We start from the raw sequence: 14,418 nt of genomic DNA, 5'->3' as shown, positions 1-14,418 counted from the left end.
TGATCAGTATTGCCCATAATATGCGAAAATTGGCAGCCAGGTAGGCTACCAATTTTTTGTTTTTTCGTTTTTATTCGATTTGCAGCTAATTTTTGGGGCTGTTTCCAAATTCTTTAGAGACAGCCCCAGGCAGTTATCGAAATACCTTATTGATCAGGCGCTGGCCTGAAAATCTCGCCAGGCCTGCAAAAGCTCTTCCTCGCGCTGCGGGGTGAGGCCGGCGCGCCAGGCATGGTCAGCGGGCAGGGTTTGGCTCCAGGCGAGGGTGTCGGCCACCGTCTCGCGCAGGGGGCGGAAGGTAAGCCCGGCGGCCAGGGCTTTGCGGTTATCAATCTGGAAATAGCCGGGGTACGACGCGTCCCAGGTGGGCAGCCAGAAAGGCAGCTCGCGCCAGTGGGAGACTTTGTGGGTTTTGAAGAAGTCTTCGCTCACCCAGGTGAAGCGGGCGTCGCTGCCGCTGATCTCGCGCGCGGCGTTGAGCGTGTCGCCCAGCGTAACCGGCTCTTCCAGCCCGGCGGCGTTGAAGGTGCCGGTTTGGCCGTTTTCCAGCAGGCGCACAGCCCAGGCGGCCAGGTCGCGGGCATCGATGATCTGGAAAGGAGCTTCGGGGCCGCCTGGGACGAACATCTCGCCGCCCTGAGCGGCGCGGTGCAGCCACCAGGTGAAGCGGTCGGTGTTGTCGTGAGGGCCCACCACAATGCAGGGGCGTAAAATCACATTTCTGTCGGGCAGAATGCGGTTGATTTCGCGCTCGCACAAGGCCTTGAGCGGACCGTAGGTTTTCAGGTTAACCACCTCGACACTTTCATCGTCCAGGCGGCCCACTTCTGACCCTTCGTGCAGACCGCTCTGCTTGAAATCCGCGTACACGGCGATCGAAGATACGAATAAATACAGGCCAATCGAGTCTTTCAGCAAGTCGGCAGAGGCCGCAGCGTGGCGCGGGAAGTAGGCGCTGGTGTCGATCACCGCGTCCCAGGTGCGGCCCTGTAGCGCCGAAAGATCCCCGCCACGGTCGCCGGTCAGTTTTTCCGCCTGGGTGAACAGGTGCGGGTTCGACTGTCCGCGATTGAAGAGGGTTACCTGGTGCCCAGCATCGATGGCCGCTTGGGCCATCCAACGCCCCACAAATTGAGTTCCTCCGAGAATTAAAATCCGCATACCGGCTCTCCTTCTCTCCCGCGCTGGGCGCGGGCAGCGTAGCTATGAAATGCAAAACAAAACCTGGTCTTATTTTAACCACAAAGCGAGGCCTGACCAGACCATTGTAGGGGGAATGAGGGATTAATGGAGGGAATCGCCGCCCGGCAAGCGGTTGGCCTGCGGCTGCGCTTTGGGCTGAGCGTTACTGGCGGTGTCCTGCCAGACCAGCACGCGGTTGCGCCCGGCGCGTTTGGCGGTCATCAGCGCCTGGTCGGCCTTTTCCAGCAGATCATCGATCTTGCTGGGTGGCTGGTCGACCACGCCGGCCACGCCAAAACTGGCGGTGATGGAAAAACGCCGCGCGGCTACTTCAAATGCCTGCGAGCGCAGGGCTTTGCGCAGGCGCTCGGCCAGGTAGGCGGCCTTGTCGGTATTCGTCTCGGGCAGCAGCACCACAAACTCTTCGCCGCCGTAGCGCGCCAGCACATCCACGCTGCGCAGGCAGCCCTGGGCGCACTTCACCACTGCCGTCAGCACCTCATCGCCTACCAGATGACCATACTGGTCGTTGACTTCTTTGAAATGATCGAGGTCAAAGATGATAATCGAGAGGGCGTGCGGGTAGCGCGCCATGCGCTCCAGCTCTTTTTGGGCCAGCTCATACCAGTAGCGGCGGTTAAAACAGCCGGTGAGGTCATCGGTGATGGCGCGCTTCTTCAGCTCCAATTCAATGCGCTTGCGCTCTTCAATCTCTTCGCGCAGCTTCACATTGCGAAGCTGGTAAATTTCAGCTTCTTTGCGCGCGCTTTCCAGCCCGTGCGAGCTTTGCATGGCTTGCAGGCGCGCTTCCGATTCGTCTTGAAAGAGGTTTTCTTCAAGGGAGTGGTGGCGCTCAAAGTGCAGCAAGGCGGTGCGAAAATCGCCCACCTGCTTGTAGGTCTCGGCCAGCGCCTGGTGGATCTGGCACTGCAGCCCCAGCAGCTTTTTCTCTTCGGCCTGGTTGAGCACCTCTACCAGGCTGGCGAGCGCGTCTTGCGGATTACCCCGGGCGGCGGTGATCTGCGCCAGGCGCAGGCGGGCGGGCAGCTCGATGTGGCGGGCATCCACCTCACGGGTGATCTCCACACAGGCCTGGTAAAACCGCTCGGCCTGCTGGTGGTCTCCCAACGAAAAATGGACTTCGCCAATGCGCAGCAAGGCGGCGGCCTCTCCGCGCCGGCAGCCCAGCGTCTCGTAGATCTGCAAGGCGCGCATTCCGGCTTCCACCGCGGCGGCGGCGTCTTGCAGGGCGGTGTAGGCCTGGCAGGCGCTGTCGTAGGTGGAGGCGATGCCGGCCTGGTTGCCCAGCTCGACAAAAATGCGCCGCGCCGATTCAAACTGGCTGAACGATTCCGCCGCTGAACCGGTTTCCACCAGAATGTTGCCAATTCCGTTGTTAATTACCGCCTGCAGTTCTTCCATCTGCAGGGTGCGGCTTAAGTCACGCGCTTCCTGGAAGAGCTGCAGCGCGCTGGACAGGTCATTCAGGCAGTAATCGATCTGGGCCAGCAGCGCCATTGAACGCGCGCGGCCGTGCGAATCTCCGGCCTGTTCAAAGTCGTTCAGGGCTTTGAGGGCTTCGTCAAGAGCCAGATTGAAGTTGGTGAGGTGGGTAAGCAGACAGGCGCGGGTGTAATGGGTGTCGGCCCAGGCGCGCAGATGGGCATCGGGGTGTTGCACCTGGGGGCAGAGGCGGGCAGCCTGTTCGCAAAACTCCAAGGCGCGCCGGGGATCACACTCTCCCAACGCGCTGGCGTGCGCATTTAATGCACGAATTTGTTCCTCTAACCCGCCATGAACGGGTTGAGCAACCACAGTTACCCCCACTTCTTCCCAATCCTTCTCTAAATCGCCACCTCAGGCAGCCCCCTCTGGGTTCCAGCGGCGTTCCCACAGGTTGCAATGGGTCTCTCTTTGAAGAAAAGAAAACACCACACGGGTGGCTAATGCAACACGGTGTTAAAAATGTACCACAATTTCAAAAAATATAAGCGTTTTTTAATCTTTCTTATCAAAATACCCGCCTGCAATCAGAACCCAATTTCCAACCAGTTGGTTCCGAAAATCACCGAACCGGCCAGCAGAAGAAAGATCACCAGCAGAATCACGCCACAGCCGCAGCCCATGCAGCCACGCCCAAAACCAAAGCGTTCTTGCAGCCAGTCAAACAATTTATCCAGCAGAAAGAGCTTGAGAAGCCCCGATAAGCATCCAGGTCGGTTGTCCATCGCTATCTCCTTTTGAGGTTTGATTAATTCTCTATTGATCATACGCAAAACGCGGGCAAAAGTTTTGCGTATATAAAGTGATTTTATCGCAACGGAGGCAGGCTATGCAGCGCGAATCGTTTTTGAAAAGACCCCTGGCTTATTTTTTGCTCACCCTCGCACTATCTTGGGGGTGCCTGTTCGCCGCGATTGCCAGCGGCCAACCGATGGGGGCCAGCCCCACAACCTTTTTGTTTTACCTGGGCGCGGGCGGGCCTCTGATTGTGGGAGCCAGCCTGGCGCTGTTTGCGCAAGGAAAAGCCTACCGGCAGGCGTATTTGCGGCGCGTGGTAGACGTGAAACGCATTCGCGGCGCGTGGTGGCTGGCGGTTGTGCTGCTCTTCCCGGCGATTAACCTGTCAGCGATGGGCCTGGCGCAGCTCAGCGGCCTGGCGCGCGCCGATTTCAGCGCCGCGCTCGGTCTGCTGGCCGATCCGCTGGGGCTGCTTTCCAGCGCCTTGTTCTTGTTTTTCTTCGGGCCGCTGCCCGAAGAGCTGGGCTGGCGCGGCTACGCCCAGGAGCGGCTTAACCGGCGCGTATCGCCGCTGGCGGCCAGCCTGATCACCGGCGCGGTGTGGGCGGCCTGGCATGTGCCCATGTATTTGATCCCCGGTACATTCCAGCACCAATGGGGTTTTCTCAGCAGCATTTTCTGGATTCGCAGCGTCAGCATTGTGTTGGAGGCGGTGATTCTGGGCTGGGTTTTCACTCAAACGGACAGCAGCACTCTCTCCGCGATTCTGATGCACTTCGCGGTCAACTTCAGCGGAGAACTGCTGGATCTGCCGCTGGCAGCCGAATGGATGCGCCTGTGGCTGGTGGCCATGGTGGTGATTCTGGTTGTTGCGCGTTGGGAAGCCGGAAGAAGAAAACCGACGCGGGCGGCTCAACCCTGATGCCGCTCCAGCAAGGGCGGCAGGTCGCGAAAATCGGTAACGAAAAAGTCGGCGCGGGTTTCAAACGGGTCTGACCCAAAGGCGCAGGTGTAACGAACCCCGGCCGCCAGCGCGGCTTGCAGGTCCAGATCGCGGTCGCCAAGCGCCAGAGCGGTTGCGGGTTGCAGATCAAAGCGCTGAAGGGCGGCCAGAAAGCTGGCCGGGTTGGGCTTGCGCGGAAAGCCCATGTCGCCTGTTACCCAACCGGCGAACAGGCCGCGCAGGTTGAAGCCTTCCAGCAGGCGCAGGCTGGTCGACTCGGCGCGGTGGGTAACAATCACGTTCCTGCCGCCGCGCGCCACCGTCCAGCGGCATAACTCCGGCGCGCCGGGGAAGGGCGGCTGAGTCTTGAGGGGGATTTGCAAATAGGCCTGGTCGAACAGCTGCATGATCCGCGCCGCGTCCAGCCCGTGCGCGCTGGCCACCACGTTGGCGCAGTTGCGGTAGCTGACGCGGGTGAGGCTCAGCACCTGCTCATCGGGCAGATCAATATGGTAAGCGCGAAAAACGGATTGAAAAGCGCGCACCACTGCAGGGTAGGTGTCGAAAAGTGTACCGTCCAGGTCCCAGATAAGATCTTTGATCAATTTTTCCTCGTGAGTATTGCATGGCCTACGGGCCCTACCCCAAGTATTGGCTTGTGTTGGTGGGATTCGGGCGGATCATTCCGCTGGTTTACCTTTGCATGGGTTAATCCGCCCTGCTCCCACCCTGCTTGCCTGGGCTGGCGATCAAATGGTGCGTTGGCTGCGCGCCATTGGTAAGCCAGCAATCTGTTTGCACCATTGCCGACTCGGTCCGCAGCCAACGGCACCCTACAGGAAACCAGGCATGGTCGAGAATCGGCTTGTGTTGGTGGGGTTTGGGCGGGTGGGCGCGCCGGTTTGCCATTGAACAGGCTGCCCCGCCCTGCTCCCACCCTGCTTGCCTGGGCTGGCGATCAAATGGTGCGTTGGCTGCGCGCCATTGGTAAGCCAGCAATCTGTTTGCACCATTGCCGACTCGGTCCGCAGCCAACGGCACCCTACAGGAAACCAGGCATGGTCGAGAATCGGCTTGTGTTGGTGGGGTTTGGGCGGGTGGGCGCGCCGGTTTGCCATTGAACAGGCTGCCCCGCCCTGCTCCCACCCTACCGGATATGCTGTATTGTTTTCTGCGAAAATACGCCCGCTACCCCACCCAGTAGCCGATGTGGTCTTCCAGCTTGTCGGGGTCGACGGTTTTCTCATGCACCACTTTTCCGCGCACAGAGATGCCGGCTTTATGCACGCTCTCCGGGTCGCCGGAGACGAGGGGGTGCCAGTCGGGGAGCGGCTGGCCGAGGGCCAGCAGGCGATAGGCGCAGGTCTCAGGGATCCAGTCCAGATCGCGGCATAACTGCGGGTTGAGCACCAGGCAGGTTGGCACCAGGGTGGAGCGGTTCTGATAATTTGTGCATTTACAGTCCAGCAGGTGCAGCAGGTCGCACACCACGTTGGTGTAAAAGACCTCGTCGCTGTCTTCGTCTTGCAGCTTGATGATGCAGCAGCGCGCGCAGCCGTCGCACAGCGATTCCCATTCCTCGCGGGTCATTTCTTCAAGGGTTTTGGTTTCCCAGAAACGTTCAGACACGGGCAAACTCCATAACAACATATTCAGGCAGCGTCAGTGGCTGCCCGGTGTGCGAATTATACCCGTCTTTTGCCTGCCGCGTTATGGATAGGGCACCGGGGTGGTGCTGGTGGCGGTGGGGGTGATGGTGCGCGTGCGCGTGGCGGTGCGGGTGGGGGTGATGGTGCGCGTGCGCGTTACCGTACGGGTGGGGGTAATGGTGCGGGTTGGCGACGGGGTGAAGGTGGGCGTGTTGGTGGGCGTGGGTGAGACAGTCAGCTCGTATTGCAAGGTGGCCACATATTCGTTGGGCTCGGCCTCTTGCGAGACGAACTCTGCCGCTTCGGATATCATTTCAATCAGCCCCTCGCGGTCGGGCAGCAGCACCACTGCCGGTGCCGGGCCGGGCAGCTGCCAGGGCGTCAGGTCCTGATCCACCAGCGAGTAATACTGCACGCGCTCTTCCACGCCCAGGTTGAGCAGCAGCGGGATTGAATCGAGCAGGCTGGGCAGTTCCAGGCTGGTATCCACGCGCGGGGCGTACTTCTCAAACAATTCGGGCAGGCGGTTGAGCGTGCCGCCCTGCACCAGTTGGATCAGCAGGCGGCGCAGCGCCTCGTGTTGGCGGCGGTTGCGGCTGCTTTCATCCGGCCCGGTGCGGTAGCTGACATAGCACAGCGCACTGCTGCCGTTAAGCTTGCGGAAGCCTTCCTTCAGCCCGCCGCAGATCTCTTCATCTTCCTTTTGAATGTTCACAAATAAACCGCCCAGGTCATCCACCAGGCCGGAGAAATCGTCCAGGTGCAGCAGCACCCAATCGTCAGGGCGAATGCCAAAATTGTATTCGAGGGTCTGCGCCATCAGGTCAAAGCCGCCCAAGGCGTAGGCCACCTGCAGGCGCTGCATAGTCTGGCCGGGAATGTACACCATCAGGTCGGGCGGCAGGGAGATGACGCTGGCGCGCGAATGGGCCGGGTCATGCAGCACCAGCACTACCGCGTCGGTGCGCCCCACGTAGGGGGAGTTGCGGTCGGTGCCCAGCAACAGGATGGCATTGATGCCTTGAGGCAGTTGAATGCCCTGAATGGGCGGTGGGATGGGGGTAACCGGGTCCAGGCTGGGCGGGGGGAAGCTGCCCCACACGGCGGGGGGCGGGGTAATGGTGGGGGTGAGGGTGATGGTGGGCGTGTTGGACGGCGTGGCCGAGAGGGTGGGGCTGGCGCTGGGCGAAAGCTCTGCCGCGGGCGTGGCGGCAGGCGAGCAGCCGGCGGCCAGCAGCAAGCCAAAGATTCCCAGGGCGGTCATCCCCACCAGGAGCCACTGCCAGAAAGGACGGAAAGCGCGTGTTTTCATACGGTATGCGCATTATAGCATGAGCACGCCAGGCACAGAGACGGTAAAACTGCGGCCAATTTCTAGTCTGCTTGTTGTGGCGATCAATCGTTTCCGTTCCATGAACTTTTCGATACAATATCTCTATGCCCGCGAAAAAACTGCCGCCCCAATACCAATCTCTGGTCTACCAGGTGAAACGCGACCCGGCCAACGCCGACGCGTGGGAAGCGCTGGGCGATCGGCTGTCTGAAGCCGGGGACACCCGGCGCGCGGAGGAGTGCTACCGGCGCGTGCTGGCGCTGCGCCCCGATGATCTGGAAGCGCGCATCAGTTACCAGCACCTGCAAACAGGCGGCGCGGGCGACTCGCTCAACGGGGTGGACGCGCTGGTGAGCGGCCTTGAAAAGCTCTCGCTGGACCACCTGCCGCTGTGGTTTCAGGTTTTTCTGGCGTTTTTCAGTTTTCTGGTAACGCTGATGCTGGCCCGCCTGCAGAACTGGCAGACCACCGACCTGGTATGGAGCCTGTGGATCTCCAGCCTGACGCTGGGTTATGCCTATCTGCTGACCGGCATCGCGGCCAAGGCGCTGAGAGGCGGTATGGGGCTGGATGCTTCACCCGGCGGCAAGGTGATTCAAGAGCTGGCCCCCGCGCCCCTGCGCTGGTCGCTTTCCATCGGCGGCGCGCTCTTCACGCTGGCCTTTTTCACCATTCACTTTGGCATGTTTCACCTGGTGCATTCTGTGTTTCTCAACCAGTTCTTTCCGCTGGTGCGCGAAAGCGGCGGTTTCCCCAATGTGTTCGAGTTCATCCGCGTGTGTATAGTGAATTACTGGCCGGTGATTTTGCTCAGCGCGCTCTCGCAGCTCCCCAACTTTATCCGCGCCGCTGAAACTCAGCAAGACCGCATGTTAATGATGCCGTATCTCAATGTGGTGAAAATGCACCTCAGCATTTTTGTGTTTGCCGGGCTGAGCGCGCTGCAGGTGAGCAGCGCCGCCCTGGCGTACCTGCTGGTGCTGTACTTCTTCCCCTTTGGCGCGCTGGCCACGCTCTTCAAGCGGCCCAAGCCCGCGCCCGAAAATGCCTGATTTCCCTCTTTACTCCCGAATTTCCAGACTGGGGTTGGCCAGGTCATCATTGATGATGACCACGTTGGCCGTCTCGCGCGGGTGGCAGCCAGCCAGGTAGGCCTGCTGCGCCGGAATGTAGCGCTGCAGGTAGCGCTGGCGCACCGCGTCGCCCAGGTGGGCGCGGTCGCGGAGTTCGGCGCGCGCCAGGCAGGTCTCAAAATCGATGTGCACAAAAACGCGCAGATCAAACGCCCCGGCCAGTTCCGGGCGCGCCAGAAAAATGCCGTCAAACAGCAGCACGCAGTTGGCAGGCACTTTCACTTCGGGGGCCTGCACTTCGCGTTCCTGGCGCACGTTGTAGCTGGCTGTGCGCACCAGCCGACGGCCGCCCGGCCCCAGCGGATTGAGCAGCAGACCGCGCGCGGCTTCCAGGTCAAACGAATCGGCGAAGTAGCCCTCCGGTGATCCGGCCCCCTGGCGGTAGCGCACCTCTCGCGGGTTGTGAAAGCCGTCTATTGAGGCGCGCAACACCGGCCGCCCGGCCGCTTCGACCAGCGGTTTCAGCTCATCGGCCAGGCTGGTTTTGCCGGCGGTGTCGATGCCGTCGATTCCCACGCGCAGCGGGTGATCGAGACGATGGCGCAAAAGGTACTGCGCCAGCTCTTCCAACAGGTCTTCTCGGCGCATGCTCTTTCTCCTTTTTGTTCTGCTCAGGCGTCCGCTTCGGGCGCGGATGGCTCGCCCGCGCTCAGTTCGGGCAGGGGCACAATCAGCGGGGTGTGCCCGGTGAGGGCGAAGAAGCGCTCCAGGTCGGCGCGTGCCAGAATGAGCGTGGCGGTGTTGACCAGCGGGTGGCTGCGAATGGCCTCATTGCGCCACAAATCGGCGTCAATCACCAGCTCCACTTTGCTCTCCACATCATTGATTACCGCCAGCGCGTCCACCGCTCCAGGGGTTACCCCCAGGCGCTCCGCCAGACGCTCTTCCGAGGCAAACTTCAGCTTCGGCGCGCCCAGCAGATCGCCCAGCGCCTTCAAATCCACGCGCTTGCGCTCCAGCGACAGCACCAGGAAGGTGCGCCGGCCTTTTTTATCGGTCAAAAAGAGGTTCTTGCCCTCTTCGCCCGGCGCGTTTTGCAGGTAAAAACCCGACTCGGCTGAGGTATACACGGGCGGGTGCTCCACGCGCTGGTAGGGAATGGCGTGCTCGCGCAGGAATGCGATCATTTTTTCTTCCATAAAATCATTCTTCTCCGCCGCGAATTTCCCTCGATTATAGACGGATTCAAAAAATTCTGCCGGAGGTAAGCGCGCCTTAATACCATTGCAAAGGATATACGGAGGGTGGAAGAATACATCGCGAAGCGCATAAAATGAAAGGAGAAGCGCGGTGAAAAGCGCGCGCCTGGCGTTTTCTTGTTACCTGAATCGGCTTGGGAGGTCTGTTATGCTCATCTTGCTGCGCAATTTCCTCATCACCCTGGTTTCCTTTTTCGCTGTTGATATTCTTTGGCTTGGGTTGGTGGCCCGCACTTTCTACCGCAACCAGATTGGCTTTTTGCTGGCCCCGCGGACCAACTGGCTGGCGGCCGGGTTGTTTTATTTGTTTTACCTGGTCGGGCTGTCTTACTTTGTGTTGTATCCCGCGCTGGCGCAAGGAAGCTGGCAGGCCGTTCTGCTGAATGGCTGCATTTTTGGGTTTATGGCTTACATGACGTACGACCTCACCAACCTGGCCACGCTGAAAGACTGGCCGGCGCTGCTCGCCGTGGTGGATATCGCCTGGGGCACCGTGCTGACCGGCGTTACCGCGCTGCTCAGTTATTGGGTGATCGGTCTGTTTTAAGCCTTTATCCGATTTTCGGGGAAAGATCCCGGCATTGAGATTCAGCGGTCCTCAGTAAGAATGGGGAGCGCTTCCCTAATAAGGACGTGATGAAGCCAGGTTATTTGCGACTCTTTGGGGTGCTTTTGATGGCGGCCTTGCTGTCTGCCTGTGCCGCGCCAACCCCGCCCGATGATGATGCCGCGCGGCTGCTGGCGCTGGGCGATTCGTACACGGTGGGCGAAGGGCTGCCGGCTGAACAAAGCTGGCCCGCGCAGCTTTCGCGCGCGTTGGAAGCGGAAGATATAGCGGTGGGTGAGCTGCGGGTCATCGCGCGCACTGGCTGGACCTCGGAGGCGCTGCTTTCCGCGCTGCAAGAAGCCGATCCGCAGGGGACTTACGACCTGGTGACGGTGATGGTGGGGGTGAATGACCAGTTCAACAGCCTGTCGATTGACGCGTACCGCGCCAATTTGCGCGCGCTGATCGAGCGGGCGGTGATACTGGCCGGCGGCGATGCGGCGCGCGTGATCGTTTTGTCCATCCCCGATTGGTCCGCCAGCCCGGCGGGGGCGCAGTTTGCCGCGCAGCGCGTTCCGGTTGAGGTGGCGCGCTTTAACCAGGTATGCCAGGAAGAGGCGCAGCGCGCCGGAACGCGGTATGTGGATGTAACCCCGCTCTCGCTACAGATGAGTGAGCGCGAAGATTACAGCGCGCCCGACGGACTGCATCCCTCCGGGGAGCAGTACCGCGCCCGGGTGGATTTGATTCTGCCTGAAGCGCGGGCGGCGCTGGGCGGTTTGGATGAATGAATTAAGTGTGGAGAATTTTCTCGTAGACCTGGGCGTCTTCACCGCTGTGATAATAGTGCCGCCAGATGTCGATGGCGCGGTAACCGCTGCTTTCGTAAAGGTGTTGGGCGGCCAGGTTTGAGCGCCGCACGCACAGGCGCACCACTGGCAGATGAATGCGCGCTTCGATCTCGTTCAGCAGGGCACGGGCGATGCCCAGCCGGCGGTATTCGGGGAACACGCCAATGGTAATGATCCAGGCTTTGGTTTCTTCGCGGCGCTGTTCGGCGGCAACAAAACCCGCCAGGCGGCCGTCTATGCTGGCTTTGAAATGGGTATAATCTGGCAGCGACAGCACCCCGGCCAGGTCTAAAAGCGACCAGGCGTCCACGTCAAAACATACCCGCTCCAGCCGCTGCAGGGCTGGCAGGTCGCGCCAGTTCGCCGGTTCAATCAACCAGTGTGTCTCATCCATCGCTTTTTATCACCGGGCGGGCTTCCGCCCGGATATTCTTCGATTGTCCAGCACGATCCTCCAGCCCTTACTCGCTTTCAAATACCCAGCGAGTGGCGTCGCTGGGAAAATTGCGCCAGGCCAGCACGCGCTGGGGAACAATTTCATATAACCCGCCTTCATCCCACATCTCGGGGGTAGGCTCGTAACCGGGCCAGCCGGCATACTTGCCGCGGTAAATTTCATACAGTCCCAGGGCCAGCTCGCGGGGTGGTTTACCCACCGCGCGGCCGGTTCCTTCAATAATCACCACTTCTTCGCCGCTCTCTAGGTGCACCGAGACGGCCGGGTTGGCCATCAGATTGCGCACATGGCGCGTTTCGGGGCTGCCGTCAAAGTAAAAGCGTTCGTTGAACCACGCGCCCCACAGCGGAACGGTGTGCGGGCGGCCATCGGGGCGCACGGTGCACACCCAGAAGATGCGTTCTTTCTGGAGCTGCTCTTCCACAGTCTCCCACGGCAGCAGGGTATCTTCACCCTGCGGCACGCCGTAATCTTTCGGCATCAGCGGGCGGGATGCTTTGCGAGAATCAGATTTGGCATTCATGCGGTTAACCTCCTGAAGTGAAAGCCAATGCACGGATATGGATTACTCTTCTTCTCCGCACCAGGCGCGGAGCATGGCGCGCGCCGAACGGCTCATCTCCACCGAAAAATCGGCGGTAAATTTTCGCAGGTACACATGCTGCGGCAGGTTCTGCGCCCCGGCGATGTAATTGCCATTGGCATGATAGCGCTCTTCGATGGGCGCGGTCATGGCCTGCACGTCTTGCGGCTCCAGGCGATGGTATTGATCGCGGTGCAGGATGTATTCAGCCGGAAAGCGCGGCGAAAGGGCGGGCGGATCCTCGCGTTTGGGGTAGCCAAAGCACAGCATGCACACCGGCAGGGCGTAGCGCGGCAGGTTGAACAACTGGCGGTGAACTTCGTACTGTTCCAGAATATCACCGATATAGCATGAGCCCACCCCCAGCGATTCGGCGGCGACGACGGCGTTCTGCGCGGCGATGATTGTGTCGCTCATCGCCAGCAGCAAGTCGCCCTCTTGCGGCGCGCGCTGCGGCAGGCCCAGCTCGGCGGCGCGCTGCGGCGCAGCCGTGTACGCAAAGGCGTCCATCCAGCGCTGGTAGTCGGCTAAAAACACCAGCACCCACGGCGCGCGGGCGATGAAGGGCTGGTGGTCGCAAGTTTCGGCCAGGCGGTCTTTGAGGACCTGGTCTTCCACTTCGATGATCGAATAAAGCATCATATTGCCGGCCGTGGGGGCGCGGAAGGCGGCCTGCAAGATGGCTTCACGGTGCTCTGCGGCCAGCGGCTCGTCACGATAGCTGCGCACGGATCGGCGCTGATAGAGGACGTCCAGGGTTGGATTCATTGTTTCTCCGGTTTTGATTTCGATTGTCTTTATTATCGCATAAATCGCGCCTGGCTCAACCGGTCTGGCGGCGCTTTTCAACCCCTACACTCCACCCTCCGGCGGATGCCGCTCCACCCCCTGACTCTTTATGCTGAGACGGTAAAACCTAATTCAAAACCTCAGTTTTCAGGAGATCAAGCATGTTCAGCAGTTTATGGTATCAGAGCGGACGAATCCTTGCCAAGCAGTATGCCCAATTGGCTTTCCATCCCAATATTGAAATGCGCGCGCCCTTGGCTGATGGCGCAAAAATCCTGGCAGCCAACCACCCCTCCACCGTAGACCCGGTGATGATGACCACCCTCACCCGTGAGCCGGTGAGTATCTTAATCAGCGAGACGCTGTTCAAAGTGCCGCTGCTGGGTACCGGCCTGCGCTGGGGCGGGCACATCACCGTGCAGCACAGCAACGGCAAGGCCTGCCTGGAAGAGGCCTTACGGCGACTGAACGACGGGCAGACGGTGGGCATTTTCCCTGAAGGCGCTATAAGCCCCCTGAAAGGGGGAAGCCCCCTGAAAGGGGGATCTCACCGCGCCCACACCGGTGTGGCGCGCCTGGCGCTGGCCAGCGGCGCGCCGGTGGTGCCGGTAGGAATATCCATTGACCGCCAGCGCGTATGGCTGACCAAAACGATGGTGGACGGGCGTGAAGAGACCGGCACCTGGTACCTGAGCGGCCCGTATGCGATCACGGTGGGCGAGCCCATGTTTTTTGAGGGCAGCGTGGAAGACCGCGCGCGCGTGCGCGAGGTGGCCGATTTGATCATGCAGCGCATCAACCAGCTCGCATATGAGAGTGAATTGCGCGCGGCTGAGGCTGCAAAAACCCCGGCCAGGGCATGGCGGGCTGCTTAACCCCAGCGATCCAGGAATTGTTTGGCGCGTTTGCGCGTTTTGGGACTGGCGCAGTCGATTTGGCTGAAAGCCAGCCCTACCATGCGCTCGCGCTGCGGGCTGACTTCAATATAAAGGTCAAAGGCGTCCAGAACGTAAGAAACGATCAAGGCTGCGCGTTCGGCGTCCCGCCCGGGAGTGCTGGTCTTGAGCAGGCGCTCGGTGATGGTCGCTTGCAAGGTGGGACATGCGGCGGCGATCTGCCCGGCCGCGGCGGCGGTGTGCCCGGCCACCATCACGCTGGGGCTGTCGAGCAGCGCCAGAAACGCGTCCAGGTCCGCTTGCATGCACTCGCCCTGGTCCGCGGCAGACAAATTGGCCAGAGCGTGCACGGCCACATATTGCGAAAAACCGTTGCCGCTGGGCAGCAGTGCGGAGAACTGTCCCCAATGCGGCAGCAGGGTTTGGGGGTGCTGCTGGCTTAAAAAGAGTAACGCCTGCGAGCAGGTCTCTCGCACTTCTTTCTTTTGTTTTTGCGGGGCAATCCCGCCGAACAGCTCGCGCAGCAGGGTCTCGTCTTGCAGGGCTTGTTGGCCAATTTGAGCGGGAGACAAACCGCATTGGATGAGTTCTTCCAGGGTTGGCATGCCTTTTCTC

At 60.6% G+C, this 14,418-nt stretch carries 18 protein-coding genes; 5 read left to right on the top strand and 13 right to left on the bottom strand.

Annotation, left to right across the window (positions count from 1 at the left end):
• Positions 1-153: 153 nt before the first annotated feature.
• From ADN00_RS03025 to ADN00_RS03015, 3 genes are all read right to left on the bottom strand, one after another.
• Entirely contained in the window at positions 154-1,161 is a 1,008-nt protein-coding gene (locus ADN00_RS03025; protein ID WP_075061469.1) for an NAD-dependent epimerase/dehydratase family protein, read from the bottom strand.
• A gap of 123 nt (positions 1,162-1,284) precedes the next feature.
• Positions 1,285-2,997 (bottom strand): sensor domain-containing diguanylate cyclase, encoded by a 1,713-nt coding sequence (locus tag ADN00_RS03020; RefSeq protein WP_152966238.1) that lies wholly within the window; start codon positions 2,995-2,997, stop codon positions 1,285-1,287.
• Positions 2,998-3,212: 215 nt separating this feature from the next.
• Positions 3,213-3,410, bottom strand: a complete 198-nt coding sequence (locus ADN00_RS03015; RefSeq protein ID WP_075061467.1) for a hypothetical protein — start codon at positions 3,408-3,410, stop codon at positions 3,213-3,215.
• Positions 3,411-3,514: 104 nt separating this feature from the next.
• On the opposite strand from ADN00_RS03015, the gene ADN00_RS03010 reads away from it, so the two are divergent.
• Complete coding sequence (locus ADN00_RS03010; protein ID WP_075061466.1) at positions 3,515-4,345, top strand: CPBP family intramembrane glutamic endopeptidase; 831 nt, start codon at positions 3,515-3,517, stop codon at positions 4,343-4,345.
• On the opposite strand, the gene ADN00_RS03005 is transcribed toward ADN00_RS03010, so the two are convergent.
• The 4 genes from ADN00_RS03005 to ADN00_RS02995 form a co-directional block, all read right to left on the bottom strand.
• Positions 4,336-4,971 carry an HAD hydrolase-like protein gene (locus ADN00_RS03005; protein WP_075061465.1) on the bottom strand — a complete coding sequence of 212 codons (636 nt, stop codon included), beginning with the start codon at positions 4,969-4,971 and terminating at the stop codon, positions 4,336-4,338. The two genes, ADN00_RS03010 and ADN00_RS03005, sit on opposite strands and share 10 nt — an antisense overlap.
• Before the next feature lie 228 nt (positions 4,972-5,199).
• The gene (locus tag ADN00_RS19670; RefSeq protein ID WP_152966237.1) at positions 5,200-5,484 is read right to left on the bottom strand and encodes a hypothetical protein; all 285 of its coding nucleotides are present in this window, start codon (positions 5,482-5,484) and stop codon (positions 5,200-5,202) included.
• Between the two features lie 70 nt (positions 5,485-5,554).
• Positions 5,555-6,016, bottom strand: coding sequence for a YcgN family cysteine cluster protein (locus tag ADN00_RS03000; RefSeq protein WP_075061464.1), 462 nt, complete (start codon positions 6,014-6,016; stop codon positions 5,555-5,557).
• A 60-nt stretch (positions 6,017-6,076) separates the two neighbouring features.
• Positions 6,077-7,327 (bottom strand): LCP family protein, encoded by a 1,251-nt coding sequence (locus ADN00_RS02995; RefSeq protein WP_075061463.1) that lies wholly within the window; start codon positions 7,325-7,327, stop codon positions 6,077-6,079.
• A 125-nt stretch (positions 7,328-7,452) separates the two neighbouring features.
• Between ADN00_RS02995 and ADN00_RS02990 the strand changes: the two genes are divergently transcribed.
• Positions 7,453-8,400 (top strand): DUF6498-containing protein, encoded by a 948-nt coding sequence (locus tag ADN00_RS02990; protein ID WP_075061462.1) that lies wholly within the window; start codon positions 7,453-7,455, stop codon positions 8,398-8,400.
• 9 nt (positions 8,401-8,409) lie between these two features.
• On the opposite strand, the gene ADN00_RS02985 is transcribed toward ADN00_RS02990, so the two are convergent.
• Both ADN00_RS02985 and ADN00_RS02980 read right to left on the bottom strand, forming a co-directional pair.
• Positions 8,410-9,069, bottom strand: coding sequence for a nucleoside/nucleotide kinase family protein (locus tag ADN00_RS02985; RefSeq protein WP_075061461.1), 660 nt, complete (start codon positions 9,067-9,069; stop codon positions 8,410-8,412).
• A gap of 23 nt (positions 9,070-9,092) precedes the next feature.
• On the bottom strand, positions 9,093-9,620 hold the full coding sequence (locus tag ADN00_RS02980; RefSeq protein ID WP_082389838.1) for a prolyl-tRNA synthetase associated domain-containing protein: 528 nt from the start codon (positions 9,618-9,620) through the stop codon (positions 9,093-9,095).
• A 208-nt stretch (positions 9,621-9,828) separates the two neighbouring features.
• Between ADN00_RS02980 and ADN00_RS02975 the strand changes: the two genes are divergently transcribed.
• Complete coding sequence (locus tag ADN00_RS02975; protein WP_075061460.1) at positions 9,829-10,227, top strand: DUF2177 family protein; 399 nt, start codon at positions 9,829-9,831, stop codon at positions 10,225-10,227.
• Between the two features lie 89 nt (positions 10,228-10,316).
• Positions 10,317-11,018 (top strand): SGNH/GDSL hydrolase family protein, encoded by a 702-nt coding sequence (locus tag ADN00_RS02970; RefSeq protein ID WP_082389837.1) that lies wholly within the window; start codon positions 10,317-10,319, stop codon positions 11,016-11,018.
• Position 11,019: 1 nt separating this feature from the next.
• On the opposite strand, the gene ADN00_RS02965 is transcribed toward ADN00_RS02970, so the two are convergent.
• The 3 genes from ADN00_RS02965 to ADN00_RS02955 all read right to left on the bottom strand — a co-directional run bounded on the left by ADN00_RS02965 (position 11,020) and on the right by ADN00_RS02955 (position 12,886).
• The gene (locus tag ADN00_RS02965; protein WP_075061459.1) at positions 11,020-11,472 is read right to left on the bottom strand and encodes a GNAT family N-acetyltransferase; all 453 of its coding nucleotides are present in this window, start codon (positions 11,470-11,472) and stop codon (positions 11,020-11,022) included.
• Positions 11,473-11,539: 67 nt separating this feature from the next.
• The gene (locus ADN00_RS02960; protein WP_075061458.1) at positions 11,540-12,058 is read right to left on the bottom strand and encodes a pyridoxamine 5'-phosphate oxidase family protein; all 519 of its coding nucleotides are present in this window, start codon (positions 12,056-12,058) and stop codon (positions 11,540-11,542) included.
• Positions 12,059-12,100: 42 nt separating this feature from the next.
• Positions 12,101-12,886: a nitroreductase family protein gene (locus ADN00_RS02955; protein ID WP_075061474.1), complete on the bottom strand. Its 786-nt coding sequence runs from the start codon at positions 12,884-12,886 to the stop codon at positions 12,101-12,103.
• A 182-nt stretch (positions 12,887-13,068) separates the two neighbouring features.
• On the opposite strand from ADN00_RS02955, the gene ADN00_RS02950 reads away from it, so the two are divergent.
• The gene (locus ADN00_RS02950) at positions 13,069-13,782 is read left to right on the top strand and encodes a lysophospholipid acyltransferase family protein (RefSeq protein ID WP_075061457.1); all 714 of its coding nucleotides are present in this window, start codon (positions 13,069-13,071) and stop codon (positions 13,780-13,782) included.
• Here the strand turns inward: ADN00_RS02950 and ADN00_RS02945 are convergent.
• Entirely contained in the window at positions 13,779-14,408 is a 630-nt protein-coding gene (locus ADN00_RS02945) for a hypothetical protein (RefSeq protein WP_075061456.1), read from the bottom strand. The genes ADN00_RS02950 and ADN00_RS02945 overlap by 4 nt on opposite strands.
• Positions 14,409-14,418: the final 10 nt, after the last annotated feature.

It is taken from the genome of Ornatilinea apprima, assembly GCF_001306115.1.
Taxonomy (GTDB): Bacteria; Chloroflexota; Anaerolineae; order Anaerolineales; family Anaerolineaceae; genus Ornatilinea; species Ornatilinea apprima.
This window is presented reverse-complemented; position numbering and strand designations above follow the sequence as displayed.

Coding starts and splice junctions, on each gene's coding strand:
- ADN00_RS03010 (WP_075061466.1), top strand. CDS start 3,515: ATGCAGCGCGAATCGTTTTTGAAAAGACCCCTGGCTTATTTTTTGCTC.
- ADN00_RS03015 (WP_075061467.1), bottom strand. CDS start 3,410: ATGGACAACCGACCTGGATGCTTATCGGGGCTTCTCAAGCTCTTTCTG.
- ADN00_RS02950 (WP_075061457.1), top strand. CDS start 13,069: ATGTTCAGCAGTTTATGGTATCAGAGCGGACGAATCCTTGCCAAGCAG.
- ADN00_RS02985 (WP_075061461.1), bottom strand. CDS start 9,069: ATGCGCCGAGAAGACCTGTTGGAAGAGCTGGCGCAGTACCTTTTGCGC.
- ADN00_RS03000 (WP_075061464.1), bottom strand. CDS start 6,016: ATGTTGTTATGGAGTTTGCCCGTGTCTGAACGTTTCTGGGAAACCAAA.
- ADN00_RS02975 (WP_075061460.1), top strand. CDS start 9,829: ATGCTCATCTTGCTGCGCAATTTCCTCATCACCCTGGTTTCCTTTTTC.
- ADN00_RS02960 (WP_075061458.1), bottom strand. CDS start 12,058: ATGAATGCCAAATCTGATTCTCGCAAAGCATCCCGCCCGCTGATGCCG.
- ADN00_RS02945 (WP_075061456.1), bottom strand. CDS start 14,408: ATGCCAACCCTGGAAGAACTCATCCAATGCGGTTTGTCTCCCGCTCAA.
- ADN00_RS02955 (WP_075061474.1), bottom strand. CDS start 12,886: ATGAATCCAACCCTGGACGTCCTCTATCAGCGCCGATCCGTGCGCAGC.
- ADN00_RS02990 (WP_075061462.1), top strand. CDS start 7,453: ATGCCCGCGAAAAAACTGCCGCCCCAATACCAATCTCTGGTCTACCAG.
- ADN00_RS02980 (WP_082389838.1), bottom strand. CDS start 9,620: ATGGAAGAAAAAATGATCGCATTCCTGCGCGAGCACGCCATTCCCTAC.
- ADN00_RS02995 (WP_075061463.1), bottom strand. CDS start 7,327: ATGAAAACACGCGCTTTCCGTCCTTTCTGGCAGTGGCTCCTGGTGGGG.
- ADN00_RS19670 (WP_152966237.1), bottom strand. CDS start 5,484: ATGGCAAACCGGCGCGCCCACCCGCCCAAACCCCACCAACACAAGCCG.
- ADN00_RS03025 (WP_075061469.1), bottom strand. CDS start 1,161: ATGCGGATTTTAATTCTCGGAGGAACTCAATTTGTGGGGCGTTGGATG.
- ADN00_RS02965 (WP_075061459.1), bottom strand. CDS start 11,472: ATGGATGAGACACACTGGTTGATTGAACCGGCGAACTGGCGCGACCTG.
- ADN00_RS02970 (WP_082389837.1), top strand. CDS start 10,317: ATGAAGCCAGGTTATTTGCGACTCTTTGGGGTGCTTTTGATGGCGGCC.